Annotated in this window: 13 protein-coding genes and 1 tRNA gene; 5 read left to right on the top strand and 9 right to left on the bottom strand. The window is 66.2% G+C overall.

Going from position 1 to position 18,392, the window contains the following annotated elements:
• Positions 1-137: 137 nt before the first annotated feature.
• Entirely contained in the window at positions 138-530 is a 393-nt protein-coding gene (gene acpS, locus CH281_RS10260) for a holo-ACP synthase AcpS (RefSeq protein ID WP_008715184.1), read from the bottom strand.
• Entirely contained in the window at positions 530-9,829 is a 9,300-nt protein-coding gene (locus CH281_RS10255; protein ID WP_094694072.1) for a type I polyketide synthase, read from the bottom strand. Before CH281_RS10255 ends, acpS begins: the two co-directional genes overlap by 1 nt.
• Before the next feature lie 676 nt (positions 9,830-10,505).
• Between CH281_RS10255 and CH281_RS10250 the strand changes: the two genes are divergently transcribed.
• Positions 10,506-10,994 (top strand): hypothetical protein, encoded by a 489-nt coding sequence (locus tag CH281_RS10250; RefSeq protein ID WP_143544786.1) that lies wholly within the window; start codon positions 10,506-10,508, stop codon positions 10,992-10,994.
• A gap of 30 nt (positions 10,995-11,024) precedes the next feature.
• On the opposite strand, the gene CH281_RS10245 is transcribed toward CH281_RS10250, so the two are convergent.
• Positions 11,025-11,783: a TetR/AcrR family transcriptional regulator gene (locus tag CH281_RS10245; protein ID WP_032408338.1), complete on the bottom strand. Its 759-nt coding sequence runs from the start codon at positions 11,781-11,783 to the stop codon at positions 11,025-11,027.
• 83 nt (positions 11,784-11,866) lie between these two features.
• Between CH281_RS10245 and CH281_RS10240 the strand changes: the two genes are divergently transcribed.
• From CH281_RS10240 to CH281_RS10225, 4 genes are all read left to right on the top strand, one after another.
• Positions 11,867-11,948: transfer RNA gene (locus tag CH281_RS10240), tRNA-Leu, on the top strand.
• 71 nt (positions 11,949-12,019) lie between these two features.
• Positions 12,020-12,679, top strand: coding sequence for a maleylpyruvate isomerase family mycothiol-dependent enzyme (locus tag CH281_RS10235; protein ID WP_094694074.1), 660 nt, complete (start codon positions 12,020-12,022; stop codon positions 12,677-12,679).
• Between the two features lie 89 nt (positions 12,680-12,768).
• A complete protein-coding gene (locus CH281_RS10230; protein ID WP_032374595.1) occupies positions 12,769-13,170 on the top strand; it encodes a glucitol operon activator in 402 nt (133 codons plus the stop codon).
• Positions 13,167-13,520, top strand: a complete 354-nt coding sequence (locus CH281_RS10225) for a DUF3817 domain-containing protein (RefSeq protein WP_027497662.1) — start codon at positions 13,167-13,169, stop codon at positions 13,518-13,520. Before CH281_RS10230 ends, CH281_RS10225 begins: the two co-directional genes overlap by 4 nt.
• Positions 13,521-13,522: 2 nt before the next feature.
• On the opposite strand, the gene CH281_RS10220 is transcribed toward CH281_RS10225, so the two are convergent.
• The 6 genes from CH281_RS10220 to CH281_RS10195 form a co-directional block, all read right to left on the bottom strand.
• Positions 13,523-14,332, bottom strand: a complete 810-nt coding sequence (locus CH281_RS10220; RefSeq protein WP_032374510.1) for an esterase/lipase family protein — start codon at positions 14,330-14,332, stop codon at positions 13,523-13,525.
• Positions 14,333-14,334: 2 nt separating this feature from the next.
• Complete coding sequence (rdgB, locus tag CH281_RS10215) at positions 14,335-14,949, bottom strand: RdgB/HAM1 family non-canonical purine NTP pyrophosphatase (RefSeq protein WP_032368388.1); 615 nt, start codon at positions 14,947-14,949, stop codon at positions 14,335-14,337.
• On the bottom strand, positions 14,942-15,727 hold the full coding sequence (rph, locus tag CH281_RS10210) for a ribonuclease PH (protein ID WP_032408341.1): 786 nt from the start codon (positions 15,725-15,727) through the stop codon (positions 14,942-14,944). The genes rdgB and rph overlap by 8 nt, the downstream gene beginning before the upstream one ends.
• A 21-nt stretch (positions 15,728-15,748) precedes the next feature.
• Positions 15,749-16,507: a cyclic nucleotide-degrading phosphodiesterase gene (locus CH281_RS10205; RefSeq protein WP_027497666.1), complete on the bottom strand. Its 759-nt coding sequence runs from the start codon at positions 16,505-16,507 to the stop codon at positions 15,749-15,751.
• Positions 16,508-16,619: 112 nt separating this feature from the next.
• Positions 16,620-17,201 carry a rhomboid family intramembrane serine protease gene (locus CH281_RS10200; protein WP_371828161.1) on the bottom strand — a complete coding sequence of 194 codons (582 nt, stop codon included), beginning with the start codon at positions 17,199-17,201 and terminating at the stop codon, positions 16,620-16,622.
• A 100-nt stretch (positions 17,202-17,301) separates the two neighbouring features.
• Positions 17,302-18,387 (bottom strand): P1 family peptidase, encoded by a 1,086-nt coding sequence (locus CH281_RS10195; RefSeq protein ID WP_032408342.1) that lies wholly within the window; start codon positions 18,385-18,387, stop codon positions 17,302-17,304.
• Positions 18,388-18,392: the final 5 nt, after the last annotated feature.

Below are 18,392 nucleotides of genomic sequence, written 5' to 3'. Positions count from 1 at the left end.
ACGCAAAACGCTCGGCTGGAAAACTCCAGCCGAGCGTTTACGTGATCTACTGACAGGCATCTGACCATCAGGTGTTGCGAGGACCCCTAGAATCCGCCCGTGGATCGGACGGGCCTTCGTCGTCGTTCAGCGCGGAGCTACTCCTCCAGGATCGCCACCGCGGCGGCGATATCGCCGTCGTGCGTCAGCGACAGGTGAATCTTGACCGTCGGCAGAAACTCCTGTGCCATGCCGTGCAGCTTGATGGACGGTCGACCCCACGCATCGTTGACGACCTCGATCAACGGGTACGGATTGTCGCCGATCTGCGGCGGCCGTGCGAAACGTGATGTCGCCCAAGCTTTCAGAACTGCTTCCTTGGCGGCCCACCGTGCTGCGTAGTGCCGCGTCGGGTCGGAGCTCTTGGTCGCCGCGTGCCGACGTTCGCCCGCGGTGAAGCTGTCGCGAATCATCGTCGTGCCGACCTTTTCCATCTGCTCGGCGAAGTCGGACACCGTGACCAGGTCGAAACCCACTCCCAAGATTGCCATCAGATGGCACCCGGCAGACCGGAGGAGTAGACGTCGTCCTCGCCGAGGCGAGCGGACTCGTTGAGCAACACGTTGGCCTCCAGTTCGCGTGACGCCTTGGCCGGCGTCCCGTCATGTCCCAGTCGTCGATCGTCGGGCCGCTCGTAGAGGGAGTCGCCACCCACCATCGCGGAGATCAGCCTGCGCTGACCGGCGATACGACGCTCGTTCGCCTTCGCGATGTACTCCGCACGCCGCTCGGCCGGAACGGCCTCGAGGAATGCCTGCGGGTGCACCAGCGCGATGAGTCCGGACACGTGCCCGAAGCCGAGCGAGGTGAGCAGACCCGCCTTCAGCGGAACCGAGTCACCGAAGCGCAGCGGCTCACGAGCCCACACCAAGTGCTCGAAACCGGTCATCTTGTCGTCGACGCAGTCGAGGCTGCGGTTCGGCGGGATGACGCCGTTGGCCAACACCTGGCACAGGCCGATCAGCTGCCAGGCAGCCGCTCCGCCCTTCGAGTGCCCGGTGAGGGACTTCTGCGAGACAACGAACAGCGGAGCGCCGTCCGAACGACCGATGGCCTTGGCGAGGCGCGTGTGCAACTCGGCCTCGTTGGGGTCGTTGGCTGCAGTCGAAGTGTCGTGCTTGGAGATCACGGCCACGTCGTCTGCGCTGACGCCGAGTGCGTTGAGCGAGAGCGCCAGTGCCGAATCCCTGCCGCCGCGACCGGCGCTGAGTGCGCCGAGTCCCGGAGCCGGGATCGACGTGTGCACTCCGTCGCCGTACGACTGTGCGTAGGCCACCACTCCGAGGACGGGCAGGCCCATCTCGAGTGCCAGATCGCCGCGAGCGAGCAGAATCGTTCCGCCGCCGTGTGATTCGACGAATCCTCCGCGCCTGCGGTCGTTTGCCCGGGAGAAGCGTCGATCGCTGATTCCCTTGGCGGACATCGCTGCCGAGTCCGCGGTGGCCGACATGTCGCCGAAGCCGATGATGCCTTCGGTGCTCAGGTCGTCGAATCCGCCGGCGACTACGAGCTGCGCCTTGCCCAGCTTGATCTTGTCGGCGCCCTCCTCGACCGAGACGGCCGCGGTGGCGCAGGCGGCGACGGGGTGAACCATCGCGCCGTAGCTACCGATGTACGACTGAACCACGTGTGCAGCAACGACGTTCGGCAGAGCCTCCTGCAGGATGTCGTTCGCACGAGCATCGCCGAGCAGGGTGTCGATGTACAGCGAGCGCATGGACTCCATGCCGCCCATGCCGGTGCCCTGAGTGTTGGCGACCAGCGTCGGGTGCACCCAGCGCATCAGTTCCGACGGGTTGAAGCCCGAGGAGATGAAGGCGTCGACCGTAGTGACGATGTTCCACAGGGCAACACGATCCACCGAACTCGCCATGTCGGGCGAGATGCCCCACTTGGTGGGATCGAATCCGGTCGGAATCTGACCACCCACGGTACGGGTGAGCTTCATCTTGCGCGGAACGCGAATCTCGGTGCCCGCCTTGCGAGTGACCTGCCAGTCGCTCGAATCGGGAACCGGTGTGATCAGCGTGTGCTCGGGATCGGCAGCCGCGAACGACCGTGCGTCGATCTCGGTTCCGACGACGAACGTGAGGTCGTTGTCGAGGAAGATCGAGGTCATCAGCGGAGCGGTGTTACCGACCATTGCGCCGTCGTCGCCGTACGTGCGGATACCGCACTTCTCGACCACGATGTCGTGGTACTTGTCGGCGATGTCCTCCTCGGGAACGAGGTCACCGGACTCGATGTCGTACCAGCCCGGCTTGGGATCGTTCTCCCAGGCGATCAGGCCGGTGTTCCACGCGAGTTCGAGAACGCCTGCGGCAGAGAGCTGCTCGTCGACCTCCATCTCGAAGCGAGTACGCGCCGAACCGTAAGGTCCGAGCTCACCTGCACCGACGATGACGATCAGGTCCTTCGGATCGACATCGAGGGTCGGCCACGCCGGAGCGGTCGTAGGAGCGAGTCGCGGAGGTGCGGGCAGCGCGGCGATGACCGAACTGTCCACGGCCTCTTCGGTTTTCTCGGCCGCAGCAGCGGCCGCGTCGCGAGCAAGCTCGACGAGGTTGAGCTTGGTGTTGGCCAAGCCACCCGTCAGATCGGCGACGATGGGCTCCTGCGCAGCCTGACGACGTGCGTCGAAGGTGCACAGCCGCAGCAGCTCGGTCGCCATCTCCTCGGTCGACCAGGTACGGACACCTTCTGCTTCGACGGCCTCGACGATGGGATCGTTGCCGCCCATCAGGCCGGTTCCGCGAACCCACCCGATGTGAGCGTGTGCGATGGACACCCGCTCGGCCCAGTTCTTCTCCGAGCCCCACTTCGCGACGACTGCATCGAGTGCGGCCTTCGACTCACCGTAGGCACCGTCGCCACCGAACATTCCGCGGTTCGGCGATCCGGGGAGCACCACGTGCAGATGAGTGTCGATGTCGTTGTCGTAGCCGACCTTCGACAGTCCGGTGATCAGACGCTCGACCGACCAGAGCAGCACGCGCATCTCCATTTCGGCGCGAGCTCCGGCGTCGGACATCTCGCCCATGACCCGAGGTGCTGCGAACGGGAACAGCATCGTCGGAGTGGCAGCTGCCTTGACCAATGTCTTTGCGCCACCGGCAGTGTCGATGTAGTCACTGCCGATCCACTCGATGAGGGAATCGACGTCGGTGTACGACGCGATGTTGGCCGGAACCACCCACAGCGACGCTCCGTTGCGAGCGTTGTCGCGGTAGAGCGAGCGGTAGAAGCCCAGGCGCTCGTCATCGAGCCGCGAGGTGGTGACGAAGACCGTCGCTCCCCCGGCCAACAACTGAGCGGTCACTGCCGCGGCGATGGATCCCTTGCTGCCGCCGGTGACGACTGCGACGTCGTCGGCCCACTGACCCTTGTCCTCGGATGCGACCGCGATGTCTGCGATGCGTCCGAAGGTATCGGCGAGTACGGCCTTGTTCTCGTAGTCGGCCTTGGCCTTCCACCACTGTGCCTGTGCTGCAACGGCATTGCCTGCACCGGCGAAGGACTCAACAGCGACATCACCTGCGGTACCGAGCCACAACCGAGCCAGATCCTCACGGGCGGTGGCCCACCGGTCGTCGATCAGCACGGCGCGCTTGGCGTCGAACGCGGGAGCGACCAGGCGAGGCCAGTCGGAGCCGAGCTCGGCCGAAACCAGCTCCACCAGAGCAGCATCGGGGTTCTCGGCCAGCAGCGCGTTGGGTGCGTCCGCCAGTCCGAGCTGCTCGAGCACCAACCGGGCTGCGGAGGCGAGAACGCCGTCGCGACCGGTGATGTGCTCGGTGAACTCGCCCAGAGCAGCAGCGTCGACGGTTCCGCCGGCCCCGCCACCTGCCTGCGGCATGGACACTGCGATTCCGCGACGAGCGGCAACCGAAGCAACCGCGGCGTCGATAACGTTGTCGACGGCAGTGCCGTCGGCGAGAACGCCGTCGGCCAGGCCACCGAGTGCACCGCCGCGGACCGAGGCACCGTCACGGGTACCCAGAGCGACCTCGGCGGTGACGTGGTGCGCCCAGCCGTCGCCCAGTTCCCAGGTCTTCTTGACGCGATCGGCGATGGAGGCCGGGCGTCGTCCCGAGGGGCCGAAGACCTTGCGGAGATGGTCGTTGATCGAGTCGCTGAGCACCGGGCCGAACGGCTTGTAGGTACGAGCCAGCTTGTTGACCGTGCCCGAGAGCGCACCCATGTCGGCGTCGGCTGCGCCGTCGATGGCACCGAGCGAGAGCTCGGAGCCGAGGTCGACGAGCAGCTGGTTACGACGCGAGGACACGCCGTCGCACAGTGCCTCGATGGTGTCGGCGGGCCCGATCTGATCGAGCTGCAGTTTGGTCCACAGTCCGATGAGGATCTTGGTCGCGTCGGCGGCGACGAACGCGATGTCGTCGGGACGAGGTCCACCCGACGGTGCCGCGGCCGGAGCGGGTGCTGCAGCCGGAGCGGCCGCTGCTGCCGGAGCAGCGGTTTCGGGAGCGGGTGTTGCCTCGTCCTCGTCGGCCGGAGCCGGGTCGGTATCGGTGCCGTAGACGATCGCGGCTTCGCGCTCGAGGTTCAGTACCTCGACCGGGTGCCCGAAGCGGCCGGGCAGCTTGAGAGTCTGCGACGCGAGGTTGGCCACGGTCGGTGTTGCACCGAGCCCGATCTCGACGAAACGCTCGACGCCCATACCGCCGTCGGACTCGTCTGCGAAGAGCAGATCCTGAGTCTCGATCCACCGGACCGGGCTGGCGAACTGCCATGCGAGCAATTCGGTCAGGATCACGCGGCACAGATCGCTCGGCCGTGCGGCCCACGAATCGAACTCCGCGAGAACGGTGTTCAGCGGCTCGGACGGTACGAGATCGGCGATTTCCTGAACGAAGGCCCGGTCGAGCGAGAACGGCTTGGGCACCAGGTTCGGAATGTAGCGACCGACCAGGATCGCGGGATCGAGCTGCTCGGGCAGCAGCGTCTCGAGGCGGCTACGGAAGTCGTCGACTCCACCGCGCAGAACCGTCGAGTGGAACGGCACGTCGATGCCCGGAACCATGATGTAGGCGGCCTTGCCGCCGAACTCTGCCCGGCGAATGGCGATCTTCTTCTCGAGCTCACCGAGGCCGGCAACGGTGCCTGCAATGGCGTACTGCGAGCCACGCAAGTTGAGGTTGACGATCTCGAGGAACTCACCGGACTCTTCTGCGACACCGGCGACGAAGCCCTGCACGTCCTCGTCGGCCAGGCCGATCTGGGACGGGCGGATGGCAGCCATACGGTAGTCACTGCGGCCGTTCTCGTCACGGGGAACGAGTGCGTGCATGGCCGAGCCACGCTGGAAGACGACCTCGAGAACGGCCTCGAGCGGGAGCACACCGGCAACGGCGGCCAGAGCGTTGTACTCACCCACCGAGTGGCCGGCGAGAATCGAATTCTCCACGAACGCTCCGGATTCGCGCAGTTCGGCAACCTGTGCGACACCGAGAACGGCCATCGCAACCTGGGTGAACTGCGTCAGGTGCAGCACACCGTCGGGATGCTTGTGCGTGACCCCGCGGGCCTTGAGCGACGTCGGATTGTCGCGCACGACAGCGAGAATGGAGAAGCCGAGCGCGCTGCGGGTGTGCTTGTCGGCTCGCTCCCAGATCTCACGCGCGGCCTTGGAGCGAGCGCGTGCGTCCAGTCCCATACCCGGGCGCTGGATGCCCTGGCCGGGGAACGCGTAGACGGTCTTCGGCGCGGCGGTGCGTGCGGTGGCGACCATGACCAGTTCGCCGCCGACTCGGCAGGACACCTCGACCAGTTCGGCACCCTGATCGAATCCGGTGCGGTCGACGCGAACGTCGATCTCCGCTCCGGGACGGACCATTCCGAGGAAACGAGCAGTCCAGGCAGTGAGACGACGCGGAGGAGTCTTGGTGTCCTCATGGTCGACTGCGGTGACGGTCTGCTGCGCCGCAGCCGAGAGCCACATGCCGTGCACGATCGGGCTACCGAGGCCGGCGAGCAACGCCGCGGCATCCGAGGTGTGAATCGGGTTGTGATCGCCCGAGACCTGGGCGAACGCGGCCATGTTGCGCGGGGCCACGATGGTGGCCTGGCGACGGCGACGACGCGGGGTGTCCTTGGCGTCGGCGCTCAGCGAACCGCCGGCGCGAGCCGGATCCACCAACTCGCCCTTGCCGGTGCGTCCACGAATGGCGAAGCGCTCCACCAGAGTTGCGACGGCCGGGGCGTCGAGCCCCTCACCGAGCATGGCACCGATCTCGACGGTGACCTCGACGACCCGACCGAGATCGGTGTCGAGCACCTCTCCTGCAGCGGCCTTGACCACGAGAATCGAAGTGTCGGTGGGCAATTCACCGACGAGGTTGACGCTGTGATCGAGGTGCACCAGGTCGAGCATGCCTTCGATGACGTCGATGCCTTCGGCGTTGCGCGTCGCTCCGAGGACGGCGAAGACGGCGGGCCAGCAGGCACCGACGAGGACGTCGGGAACGGCTTTGCCGCTGACGGTCAGTGTGTCGGGCAGTCCGGATCCGGTGACGCCGGCGTGGTCGGCGATCAGATCGGGGATCCAGGCGATGTTCAGCCGCGCGACACCGTTCTTGACCGTCGGAAGGTCCTGTCCTGCCGCGACTCCGAGCAGTGCCGACATGGCCTGCTGTGCATCCTCTGCGGTGACTACCGGAGCGCCGCCGTCGATGGTGGAGGCGGGCACCGTCAGACGGATGCGTACTTCCTTGCCCGGGGCGAGCGGGACCAGCAGTTCGACGTGCTCGGTGTCGAGCACGGTCAACGTGGAGCCGGTCTGCGGATGCGAGGCGACCGTATCGGAGTCGACGGTCCAGTCGGCCGGATCTCCCAGGCGTGCAACGGGGTTCTGCGTCATGCGCGAGGCCCACGTGACGTCGGGAGCAGCCAGCACGATGCCCAGCAGTCCCGGTGCGATCTCGGCGTGGCGTCGGCTGGCGATGGCCGCCGGCTCCACACCCTCGGCGAGAAGCTGGTCCGCGGTGGCCTTCTCGAAGCGGTTCAGCAGTTCGCCCACCGGCTCGTCGACGCGAGTGATACCTGCGACGGCAACGGTTCCGGGGATGATGCAGACCTGATCGGCCGAGTAGCGAGCGTCGTGTGCCTGCCACAGCGAGTCACTGCGCCACCAGCGGCGCACGTCACCGTCGACGACGGGAACGAAGTTGACGGGCTTGCCGGGCATGCGGCACAGCGAGGTGAAGAAGGTGATGTCGGCCGGGTGCAGCACCACGTCACCGGCGTCGGGGAACTGAGCGAGCAGTGACTTCAGTGCTGCGCGCGGACGCTCGAGTACCTCGGCGTCGGCGAACAGGGTGGGGATGGGGCCACGATCGACCGGGTGCAGACGTGCCTCGGCGCGCTGCAGCATTTCGAGGAAACGGGTGCGCCAGGTGACGTCGAGCCACACCGATTCACGGGCCTCGGTCACGGCATCGGTGAACTCACCGCCGCAATCGAATTCGCTGCGCGAGTCCGTTCCGATGGCCAGATCCAGGTAGCGGCTCAGCCACTGCTGGTAGGTCATCTCGGCGACGTCGCCGAAGAACGGCTTCGCGGTTCCGTCGAGTGCGGCGATGATCTCGTCGCGGCGCTCGGCCACGGCGTCGGCGTTACCGGCAACCTCGTCGAGCAGTCGACCGCAACGTGATGCCGCGTTGTCGATCTCGTGGATGTCGGCACCGAGCTGGCTGCGGCCCGAAGCCATTCCGCCGTTGGCGGTTCCGGCACCGACCCAGTCGGGAGTTCCCGGAGTGTCGACGAGAAGCTGCTTGACCTCGGGAGCCGTCGTGGCTTCCAGAGTGGCCATCGCAGCGGTACCGACGAGGATGCCGTCGAGAGGCATCTTCGGGTATCCGTGCACGGCAGACCAGGTTCCGGTCAGGTAGTCCGCGGCCCGCTCGGGTGTTCCGATACCGCCGCCGACGCAGATCACCAGGTTGGGGCGCGAGCGGAGCTCGGCGTAGGTGGTCAGCAGCAGGTCATCGAGGTCTTCCCACGAGTGGTGTCCGCCTGCGCGGCCACCCTCGATATGGACGTTGACCTGGTAGGTCGGAACCTCGTTGGCGATGCGGATCACGGCGCGAATCTGCGCGACGGTTCCCGGCTTGAACGAGACGTAGCTGATGCCGGCCTCGGAGAGCTCCTCGATGAGAGCCACTGCCTCGTCCAGTTCGGGGATGCCTGCTGTGACGACGACGCCGTCGATGGCCGCACCCGCTGCACGGGCCCGCTGCACGATGCGGCGACCGCCGAGCTGCAGCTTCCACAGGTACGGGTCGAGGAAGAGCGAGTTGAACTGGATGGCGCGGCCGGGCTCGAGCAACGTGGAGAGCTCGGCGACGCGGTCGGTGAAGATGTCCTCGGTGACCTGGCCGCCACCGGCGAGCTCGGCCCAGTGGCCTGCGTTGGCTGCGGCCGCGACGATCTTCGCGTCGACCGTCGTCGGCGTCATGCCGGCGAGCAGGATCGGCGAACGTCCGGTCATCTTGGTGAAGGAGGTCTCGACGACGACGCGGCCGTCGGGGAGCGTCACGGGCTTGGGTGCGAATGCCGACCATGCCGGCTGCACCTCGGGTGCGGCTCCTGGAGTGAGCAGATTGCGGTGGCCGCCGCGTGAGGATGCCGCGATGATGCCGACGCCCTGTCCACGCAGCGCCGGGGTGGTCATGCGGGTGAGGAGGTCACCGGGTCCGAGGTCGAGGATCCAGTCCGCGCCGGCCTCGACGACACCGTCGATGGCGTCGACCCAGTCCACGGAATCGACGAGGATCTTCTGCGCCAGTTCGCGGGCCAGGGCGGCGTCGAGACCGCAACGCTGCGCCCAGGCGTCGACGAGCTCCACGGCGTCGTTCAATGCGGGGTGATGGAAGCCGATCTCGACCGGGAGCTGCTCGAAGACGGGTGCGAACACCGCGCCGCCGCGCTTCTTGGCATCGCGCTCACGTTCTTCCCGAGCCGCGATCTGCTCGCACTTCTCCTGCACGCGAGCCAACTGAGCCGGCGGCCCGGACAGCACGACGCGGCGACGACCGTTGCGGATGGCCAGAGCAGCGGAGCGTTCGGGTGCTCGCGGTATCTCGAGCTCGTCGACGATCGCCTGCAGACGTTCGGGCTCGACGTTGCCGACCGAGACCATCGGCGCACGGTCACCGGCACCGATGATGCCGCGGCGACGTCCGACGAGTCCGGCAGCAGCACCGACCAACTGCGCGATGGCCAGGAAGTTGGCGTCCTGTGCGCCGTCCGCGGCGACGGACTCGGCGGCGATGAGGCCCTGCGAGTGTCCGACCACCTTGACCGGCGGGGTCTGGGCGGGGTCGAGGCCCTGCAGCTTCAGCGCGCGCAACGCGGCGACCTGAGTGAGGAAGACGCCCGGCAGAGACACCGCAGCCGAGGTCAGTGCCGCTTCGGAGGGCCCGTAGGAGCCGGCGGTGTCGTCGTCGGCGAGGTCCTGCTCGAGCATCCAACCGATCGGGTCGAAGCCGACCGAGCGGACGACCAGCAGCTCGTCGGACACGGGCGCGAGCACTGCTGCGGCCTCGTTGACGAGATCGGTCAGTTCGGGCTCGAGTGCGGAATCGCGCGCGAGCTCTTCGAGCGAACTCAGCCAGGGCGCACCCTGACCACCGAACGCCAGGGCGTACGGCTCGCCCGCGGCGAATCGATCTGCCAGAGTCCGAGAGCCGCCACTGCTTCTAGGGGCTTTGCCTGCGTTGCCTGTGCTTCGCGAGCCGCGTCCGTGTGATGGTGTGCTCTCGTTGATCGTCAAGGCTGAAGATTCCTCTCGTGGACGTCTCGGGGGGTCGAGGCGTTCGCTGTGATGACTGCCGTGGTGCGTCGTGGGCAACAGGGCAAAGCGTGAGCCTGTCTTCGTCGACAGGTCTCCTTCGCGCTGCTCCAGGTTGACACAAAATCATGAGGAAATCCTCAGGTTTGTTCGGACGTCCGAGTGCTACCAGCGAGTACGTCCGCGCAAGCGCCTTTACTTTTTGTTTACCCAACTCGCGAGTAACCCGCATCGACCCTGGCGGGAGACTCGGCGGCGACGGCGAAACATGAGGGAACCCTCGCATTTTTCGTTATCTTTTTGTGATGTGATCTCGAGCACTCCACGAGCGTCCGGTGACCTGTCGGTGGGGTCGTCTAGCTTTCTCCTACGAACCGCATCCGATAGGGCGGTCGACGAACTCCGGGGGGAATTCATGTATTCATCGGTTACGGACACTTGCACGACGGGCGAGCTCGAAGCAATGCTATTGCACATCGAATCGTGTGCCTTGCAATCGAATTCACCGCACTGGACACCGGGGTGGCGCGGCGAATCCGAGGCGGCGCTACTCGACGCGATCTTCTCCGCGCGCGCTCCTTATGGAGGACCGACCAGTGGGGTGCGAGCGGTCATCGGACGGTGGCGGTCACACCGAGGCGATAACCGACTCGACGACTTGACAACCCTTGCAGAACTGACTTCGGATCCGGATCAGCTCGTGCAGATCCTGTGCAACCGTCAGCTCGTTCCAGGAAACAGCCGAACCAAGGCGGCGGCAGCAGCCGTGGCGGCACAGACGTTGATCTCGGTGGGGTTGAGCCGTTCGACCGATTTCGAGCAGCACACGAAGGAACATTTCGATGCGTTCCGCGCGATCCCTGGCCTCGGCGAGACCACCTGGGAGTGCATGCTCATGCATCTGGGCGTACGCACCGACAAGGCGACCGCACATCTGACCGCGTTCGTTGCCGACGCTCTCGAACCACTCCATCGAGACCTGGCCGCCGACATCGCCGAGGAGCGCTCCCCCGTGATTCTCGACGCCGTAGCGGACGCACTCCACGTCGATCTCGCCTCGCTCGAGCACGCGCTCTGGCGTTACCAGCACAAGCTGCGCAGGCCGCCGCAGCGTCACTCCGAGGCTGCGCTCCGATCGGCGAGCTGACTCTGCGAGATCATCACCTCTGCGAAATCATCACCTCTGCGAGATCATCACCTCGACGCCATCGAGGATGCACTCCACACCGAAACGATAGGCATGCACGGGGTCGCTGGCGGCGTCGTACGACGTCGCCGCGGCCGTCCCGATGCGGGACGACACCGGAAAACGCTCGCGCGTCATCACCCGCTCGATGACGGGTGCGGTAGCCGCCCACCACTGAGCGTCGGACATCCCCGACTGCTTCTTCACCCGATCGACCGCGGCCGAGGCTCTCGCGGTCCCCGAGACGTGAGTGAGAACCAGTGTCAACACCGAATCGATCTCGACGTCACCGAGCCCGGTACCGACGAGGGTGCGCAGCTCTGCCTCGTACTTGTCGTTGGTGTGCGGACCGAGCACCGGACGCGCACCGACGGCGTCGAGCAGCCACGAATGTCGTTGATAGAGTTCCCAATTGCGCTCGGCAACGAATCGCAACGCGGGCCGCCACCCACCGGGAACCGATGCCGGCTCGTCGACGTGTGCATACAGATCTGCCAGGGACCGATCGATCATCAGGTCCGTCAACTCTTGACGCCCCGGCACGTGGGTGTACAGCGACATCGCACCGACCCCGAGATGCTCGGCCACATTGCGCATCGACACCGACTCCAACCCGTTCGCATCGGCCATCTCGATGGCCGCGTCGACGATCGCGTCGACGCTCAGGCCGGTTCGGCTCGGTTTCGCGTCGACCCGCCACAGCAGTTCGAGGATGCGCGCCGGATCGAACGAGTTCTCCTTCTTCACCACCCGGCGAGCCTAATCGGACGTCGACGTGGCTCGAAGAACCGCGTCGCACGCACAGCAGCATCGGTTGTAGACTTCACCGGCACGCGCGAGTGGCGGAATTGGCAGACGCGCTGGATTTAGGTTCCAGTGTCTCAGGACGTGGGGGTTCAAGTCCCCCCTCGCGCACAACGGTCGTTCGACCCGGCTTTTCTCGAGACTCCCAGCTCTACCGGTTTCAACGTGTAAAGGTGGCTCGTATGTCCAGCGATCTCGATGACGACGCGATCTTCGCCGAAACTTCCGACGAACGACGCTCCCTCGCATGCACTTTCGACACCTTGACACCCGAACAGTGGGACACCCCATCGCTGTGCGACGCCTGGACGGTCCGCGACGTCGCCGCCCATCTCGTGGTGCCCTTGATCGTCCCGCTCTGGCAGTTCGGACTCGCCATGGTGCGCACTCGAGGGAACTTCGACCGGGCCAATCAGATGATGACCCAGCGAATCAAGCGCAAGCACGGCGACGAATTGCCCGCGCTCCTGACAGCTCACGCAGACAAGAAGTTCACCCCGCCGGGCCACGGTCCGCTGGCCCCGTTGTCCGACGTCATCGTGCACGGGCTCGATGTGTGCAGGCCGCTGGGAATCGAGCACCACGTTCCCGAGCACCGCATGGTTACGATGCTCGACTTCCTGGTGCCGGAAAGCGGTGCGGCACCGTTCAAAGGACCCGATCTTCGACTGCAGTGGCGCGCAACCGATCTGGACTGGAGTCGGGGCGAGGGCCCCGTCGTCGAAGGATCGGCGGGCACCCTGGCGTTGGTGCTGACGGGGCGCAGCAGCGCTCTCGCCGACATCACCGGCCCGGGTGCCGAGCAACTTGCCGAAGCACGGGCGAACCGTCGTCGGTCGTGAGTCGCACCCGGCTCGTCCATGGTGAGAATCACCGGCCGACCACCCGATGTGACTACCTTCGGTAGTAGTCGCTCCGGTACCGTCGAGTGGTGACCTCATCCCGCCCGAAGCGTCGACCCGCGCTCATTGCGCTGGTGATCGTGTCCGCGGCGGTATGTCTCGGTCTCGGCTGGTGGCAGTGGGAACGCTTCGAGGCGGTCGGCGGTAACGGCCAGAACCTCGGCTACGCGTTCCAGTGGCCCTTGTTCGCGGCGTTCGTCGTCTACGCCTACCGCAAGTTCGTCCGCCTCGAAGACGAGGACCAGGACGAGCCCGACGCCGGGCAGCCCGACGGACCGACCGAGGTCCCTCTCGATCTGCTCCCCCAGCGCCGCGTGGCAGACCCCGACGTCGGCGATCTGGACGACCCCGAGGCCAGGCAACTTCTCGAGTACAACAGCTACCTCGCGGAGCTGAACGAATCCCGCGGGACCGACAGGAGCACCACGTGAGTTCGGCACCGGACAAGACCAAGGCGTCCACCAACAAGACTCGGAAGATTGCGTCGGCGCTGCTGCGCTATCGCGTGCTCGCCTACGTCACCGGTATCTGGTTGCTCGTCCTCGTGACCGAAATGGTCGCGAAGTACATTTTCAAGGTCGAGAATGTGCCCAACTGGATTGCGGTAGTGCACGGTTGGGTTTACCTAGTATACCTGATCCTGACGATCGACCTTGCCATCAAGGTGCGGTGGCCGGCCGGTCGGACCATCGGCACCCTGCTCGCCGGAACTGTTCCGTTCCTGTCGTTCTACGTCGAACACAAGCGCACCAAGCAGGTCAAGGCCGACTTCGGCGTCTGACGTCAGCAGGTGATCGGCTGTGCGTTCTCCGGATCCAGCGCGTTCTCCACCAGCCGCTGCGCCAGCGGATCGTACGAGATTCCTGTGTGTTCGACGACATTGCCGGGGCATACGTCCTGCAGCACCACGTTCGTATTTCCCGAACCGGTGAGGAGCGACGCCGTGTATGGAACGACAACCTGGTCGTATCGAGTCACGATCGTCGTGTAATCGATCCCCGCGACCGTGTCGCTGCCCTTGTTCAACCGCTCGAGCACGTCGCCCTGCACAGGTGGACCGGCGGTCGGATAGTTCGGCGGAGACAGCGCCACTATGCGCGAGACGGTGCGATCACCGCCGAGAAAGCGGGCGTAGTAGCGCGGCACCGTGCCGCCCTTCGAGTGGCCCACGATCGACACCCTCGATGAGCCAGTCGACTCGAGGACGGAATCGACGAACGTGGACAACTCCGCGGCACTCTCGGGAATCGTTCCCAGCGCTCCCAACCCGGGCACCGGCCCGGTGTTGCCGTAGTCGAGTGCGAACACGCAGTATCCGGCGTCGACCAGGGCCGGTGACAGCGACGACCAGTTCGCGTAGGAGTTCTCCAGGAACCCGTGTACCAGGATGACCGGTTCGGGATGTCGAGCGCTGGGAACGCACGAGTAATCGTTCGCGCCCGCCGGCGTCGCACCTGGATGGGCCACCGAGTAGACCAAGGCCTCGGCGAACGATCCCGCGACCGGCGCTGCCGAAGCGGGGGTTCCCACCGAACACAGGGCAGCGGCAGCGAGCACGACCGTGGTTCTCGTCAACACTGCCCGCGCCGCCACGACTATCGCCCTGTCAACGCTTCGAGAGCAGGAACCAGCTTGCGGAGCGCGCGGCCGCGATGAGAGGCCGCGTCCTTTTCGTCCGGAGCCAACTGCGCGGCACTGCGGCCGTCCCCCTCCGGCACGAAGATCGGATCGTATCCGAATCCGTTCTCCCCCAACGGCTCTCGCGCTACAACGCCGCGCCACTCGCCGCGAACGACGGTCTCGGCTCCGCCCGGGACCACCAACGCACACGCCGACACAAAAGCCGCCCCGCGTCGTTCGTCGGGGGTATCGCTCAGCTGCGCCAGCACGAGCGCCGTGTTGGCCTCGTCCTGCCCGTGAGTTCCGGACCAGCGCGCGGAGAGCACACCGGGCATTCCATTCAATGCGTCGATTTCGATTCCGGAATCATCGGCGACGCAAGGCAACCCGGTTGCCGCCGCACCGTCGCGCGCTTTGGCCGCCGCGTTGTCCTCGAACGTCGCTCCGGTTTCGGGTGCCTCGGGAAACGGCGGCACCTCGTCGAGACCGACCAACTCGATACCCATGAGGCCGGCGGCATCGAGCACCCGGCGCAGCTCGCGCAGCTTCTTCGCGTTACGACTGGCTACCAGCAGCTTGGTGTCAGGCACCGAACTTCTTCTTCGTTTCTGCGGTGGCAGGCTCGGGCAGATCCCCCGGGTACGGCAACGCCAGCGCCTCCCTCTGCACCTCGAACAGCTTGTCGATACCGACGAACGCCGAGTCGAGGAGCTTGTCGAGGGTCGTGCGCGGGAAGGTCGCGCCCTCGCCGGTTCCCTGGATCTCCACCAGAGTTCCGGTGTCGGTCGCAACGACGTTCATGTCGACCTCGGCTCGCGAATCCTCTTCGTACGGAAGGTCGAGTCGCACCCGGCCGTCGACGACGCCGACACTGACCGCGGCGATCATGCACGAGATCGGCTGCGGGTCGGCCAGGCGTCCGGCTGCTCGTAGGTAGGTGACAGCGTCACTGAGAGCCACGAACGCTCCGGTCACGGCAGCAGTACGGGTGCCGCCGTCGGCCTGCAACACGTCGCAGTCGAGGGCGATCGTGTTCTCGCCGATCGCTGCCAGATCGATGCACGCGCGCAGTGAGCGTCCGACCAGTCGGGAGATCTCCTGAGTGCGGCCGCCGACCTTGCCCTTGACGGACTCGCGTCCGTTACGCGTGTGGGTGGCAGCGGGAAGCATTGCGTACTCGGCGGTGAGCCAGCCGAGGCCGGATCCCTTCCGCCAGCGCGGTACGCCCTCCTCGACGCTGGCCGTGCACATCACCCTGGTGTTGCCGAATTCGACCAGCACCGACCCTGCCGGGTGAGTGGTGAATCCGCGGGTGATCTTGATGGTGCGGAGCTCGTCGTCCGCTCTGCCGTCTTCTCGTCTGCACACGACTCGAAGCCTAGCGCGTCGTCATACGGTGAAGGCGTCCCCTGGCTCGACGGCATGCACCGGTCCGCTGAACTCTGCCTTCGCCTCGGCTATGACATCCTCGCGAGACGTCCAGGGCGGAATGTGGGTCAGCAGCAGCTCCCCCACTCCGGCTTCCCGAGCGATGCGACCGGCCTCGATACCGGACAGGTGGACGCCCTCGGGCCGATCCGGGCTGTCGGTCCACGACGCCTCGCAGAGAAAGACATCGGCACCCTGAGCCAGATCCTGCACCGCCTGGCACATACCGGTGTCGCCGCTGTACGCGAATGTCTTTCCGCCGCCGGTGGTGACCCGCATGCCGTACGACTCCGGGGGATGGAACACCTGCCGGGTCAGAATCGACAGCTGTCCGAATTCGATGGTCCGGCCGTCCACCCAGCGGCGTAGATCGATGGTGTCGGACATGTCGTCGATCTGACCGCCGCACTCGGCCGACGCCACTCCGAGCCGAAACGCAGTGTCCTTCGGTCCGTAGACGATCGCGCGCCCTTCCGGCGGGTTCGGATGGTAGCGACGCCACACGAGCAGACCGGGAACATCGAGGCAGTGATCGGCGTGCAGATGCGAAAGCAGAACGCTCACGTCACCCGGATCGACATAACGCTGCAACGCCCCGAGGACGCCGGGCCCGAAATCGAGAACGACCGGCGCGGTCTCCTCTTCTTCCAGGAGGTAGCCCGACGCGGGTGAATCGGGTCCGGACACACTGCCCGAACATCCCAGGACGGTAATTCGCATGTAAGCCATGCTGCCACGCCGAGCGCGTCACTCGAAACGTTCGGGCAGTATTGACCGCGCGAGTCGGCGAATTTCACGCCCGAACACAGCTGTGCTCGCGGTTACCTACCGCCTACGGAGTGGGACGATCGAGTGCTCTGGCGCGCGCTCTGTCGGCCCGAGCGTCGGCGGACAGCAGTCGAGCCGCGACGACCCCACCCACCGCGCCGAACAGATGACCCTGCCAGGAGATGCTCGGATCGCTCGGCAGCACGCCCCACAGCGCGCTGCCGTACAGCACGAACACCACGACCCCGATCGCGAGCTGGCCGAGGTGGCGGGTGAAGAATCCACGAACGAGCAGGTACGTGATGAAGCCGAAGATCAGAATCGACGCGCCGATCGTGTTGCTGTAGGTGCCGGCCGTGAGCCAGGTACCTACGCCGCCGATCACCCAGACGATCCCGGTGGCAGCCAGACCACGCGCGATGCCCGAGAGCAACACCAGGAATCCGAGCACGATCAGGGGAACCGTGTTGGCGATCAGGTGCTGCCAGTCGTCGTGCAGCACGGGCGCGAACAGGATGCCCCACAAGCCGTCGGCGGAACGAGGCTCGATACCGTTCTGCTCGAGCCGTGAACCGCTCGCGACGTCGATGATCTCGATGATCCACAGCAGCGCCACGAATCCTCCGACGAAGACGGCTGCCTGCATCCACGCGGGCCGCTCTCGCTCACCGGGAAGCTTGCCGGTCTCACTCATGATCGCCTCCAACCTCGGTCTCTCCACGGTACCGGTAGCGGCTACCTGCCGGTCAGAGACGCGATGCCGTGAATGCGGAGGGGAAGATCTGGCGATAGGTGGGGATGCCGGCCACCGAGGTGGCGTCGATCAGGGCCCGGACGATGGCTCGCTCGACGACGATCGCCGCGGCTTCGGTGACCGCGGCCAGTACCGGTAGTTCCGGGGAGAATGCTGCGGGCACAGAGGACTCGGCGGTGACGGCCCTGGTACCCGTGGACACGGCGAAGACGGTGTCACCGTCGAGTGGCGAGTGCGCAGGTCTGATGGCCCGCGCGAGTCCGTCGTGACCCGCGACGGCTATTCGCTTGCACGACGCCGACGACAGCGGCGCATCCGTCGCAACCACGCCGATCGTGGTGTTCAGAGCTGTGGCCTTGGGTTCGAGCGCCGCCGCGGTCCGCACCTCGTCGACGTCGGGACTGCGCATGCCGAATTCCGCGGGCCCCAGTGTGCCGGTGCCCCACAACAACCCGGTGCGCGGATCGAACACCGCGCCCACAGGGTTGACGACCATCAGCGCCGAGACCGTCACTCCGTCGGCCGGACCGCCCTCGATCACCGTGCTCGCGGTGCCCACCCCACCTTTGAGCACGCCGGCGCGAGCACCGACTCCTGCCCCGACCGATCCCGTCGCGAACTCGGTCGCCGCCGTGGCCGCAGCACGGTAGCCGAACTCCGCGGTGGGGCGCGCGGCCCAGTCGCCGACCGGAAGGTCGAAGATCACCGCAGCCGGCACGATCGGCACGACGTGAGCCGGACTGCCCATCAGGATGCCTTGTTCGTGCTCTTCGAGCCACCGCATGACGCCGTCGGCGGCCGCAAGCCCGTACGCACTGCCCGCGGTCAACAGGATCGCGTCGACCTGCTGAACGGAATGGCTCGGATCGAGCAGATCGGTCTCGCGTGTTCCCGGTCCGCCGCCTCGCACGTCGACGGCCGCCGTCGCCCCACCGAGAACGCGCACCACAGTGCAGCCGGTGGCCGAACCGAACCCCATCGCGGCGTCGTCGTCGAGTTCGTGATGATGGCCGACCAACAGACCTGCCACATCGGTCAAGCAGTCCCGGGGGCCGGGTTTCGAGAAGGTTGCGGTCACGTCGG

The sequence above is a fragment of the Rhodococcus sp. 06-221-2 genome (assembly GCF_002258365.1).
In the GTDB taxonomy this organism is placed as follows: domain Bacteria; phylum Actinomycetota; class Actinomycetes; order Mycobacteriales; family Mycobacteriaceae; genus Rhodococcoides; species Rhodococcoides fascians.
Note: the sequence above shows the minus strand (reverse complement) of the source record. Positions and strands in the feature narration are given on the sequence as shown.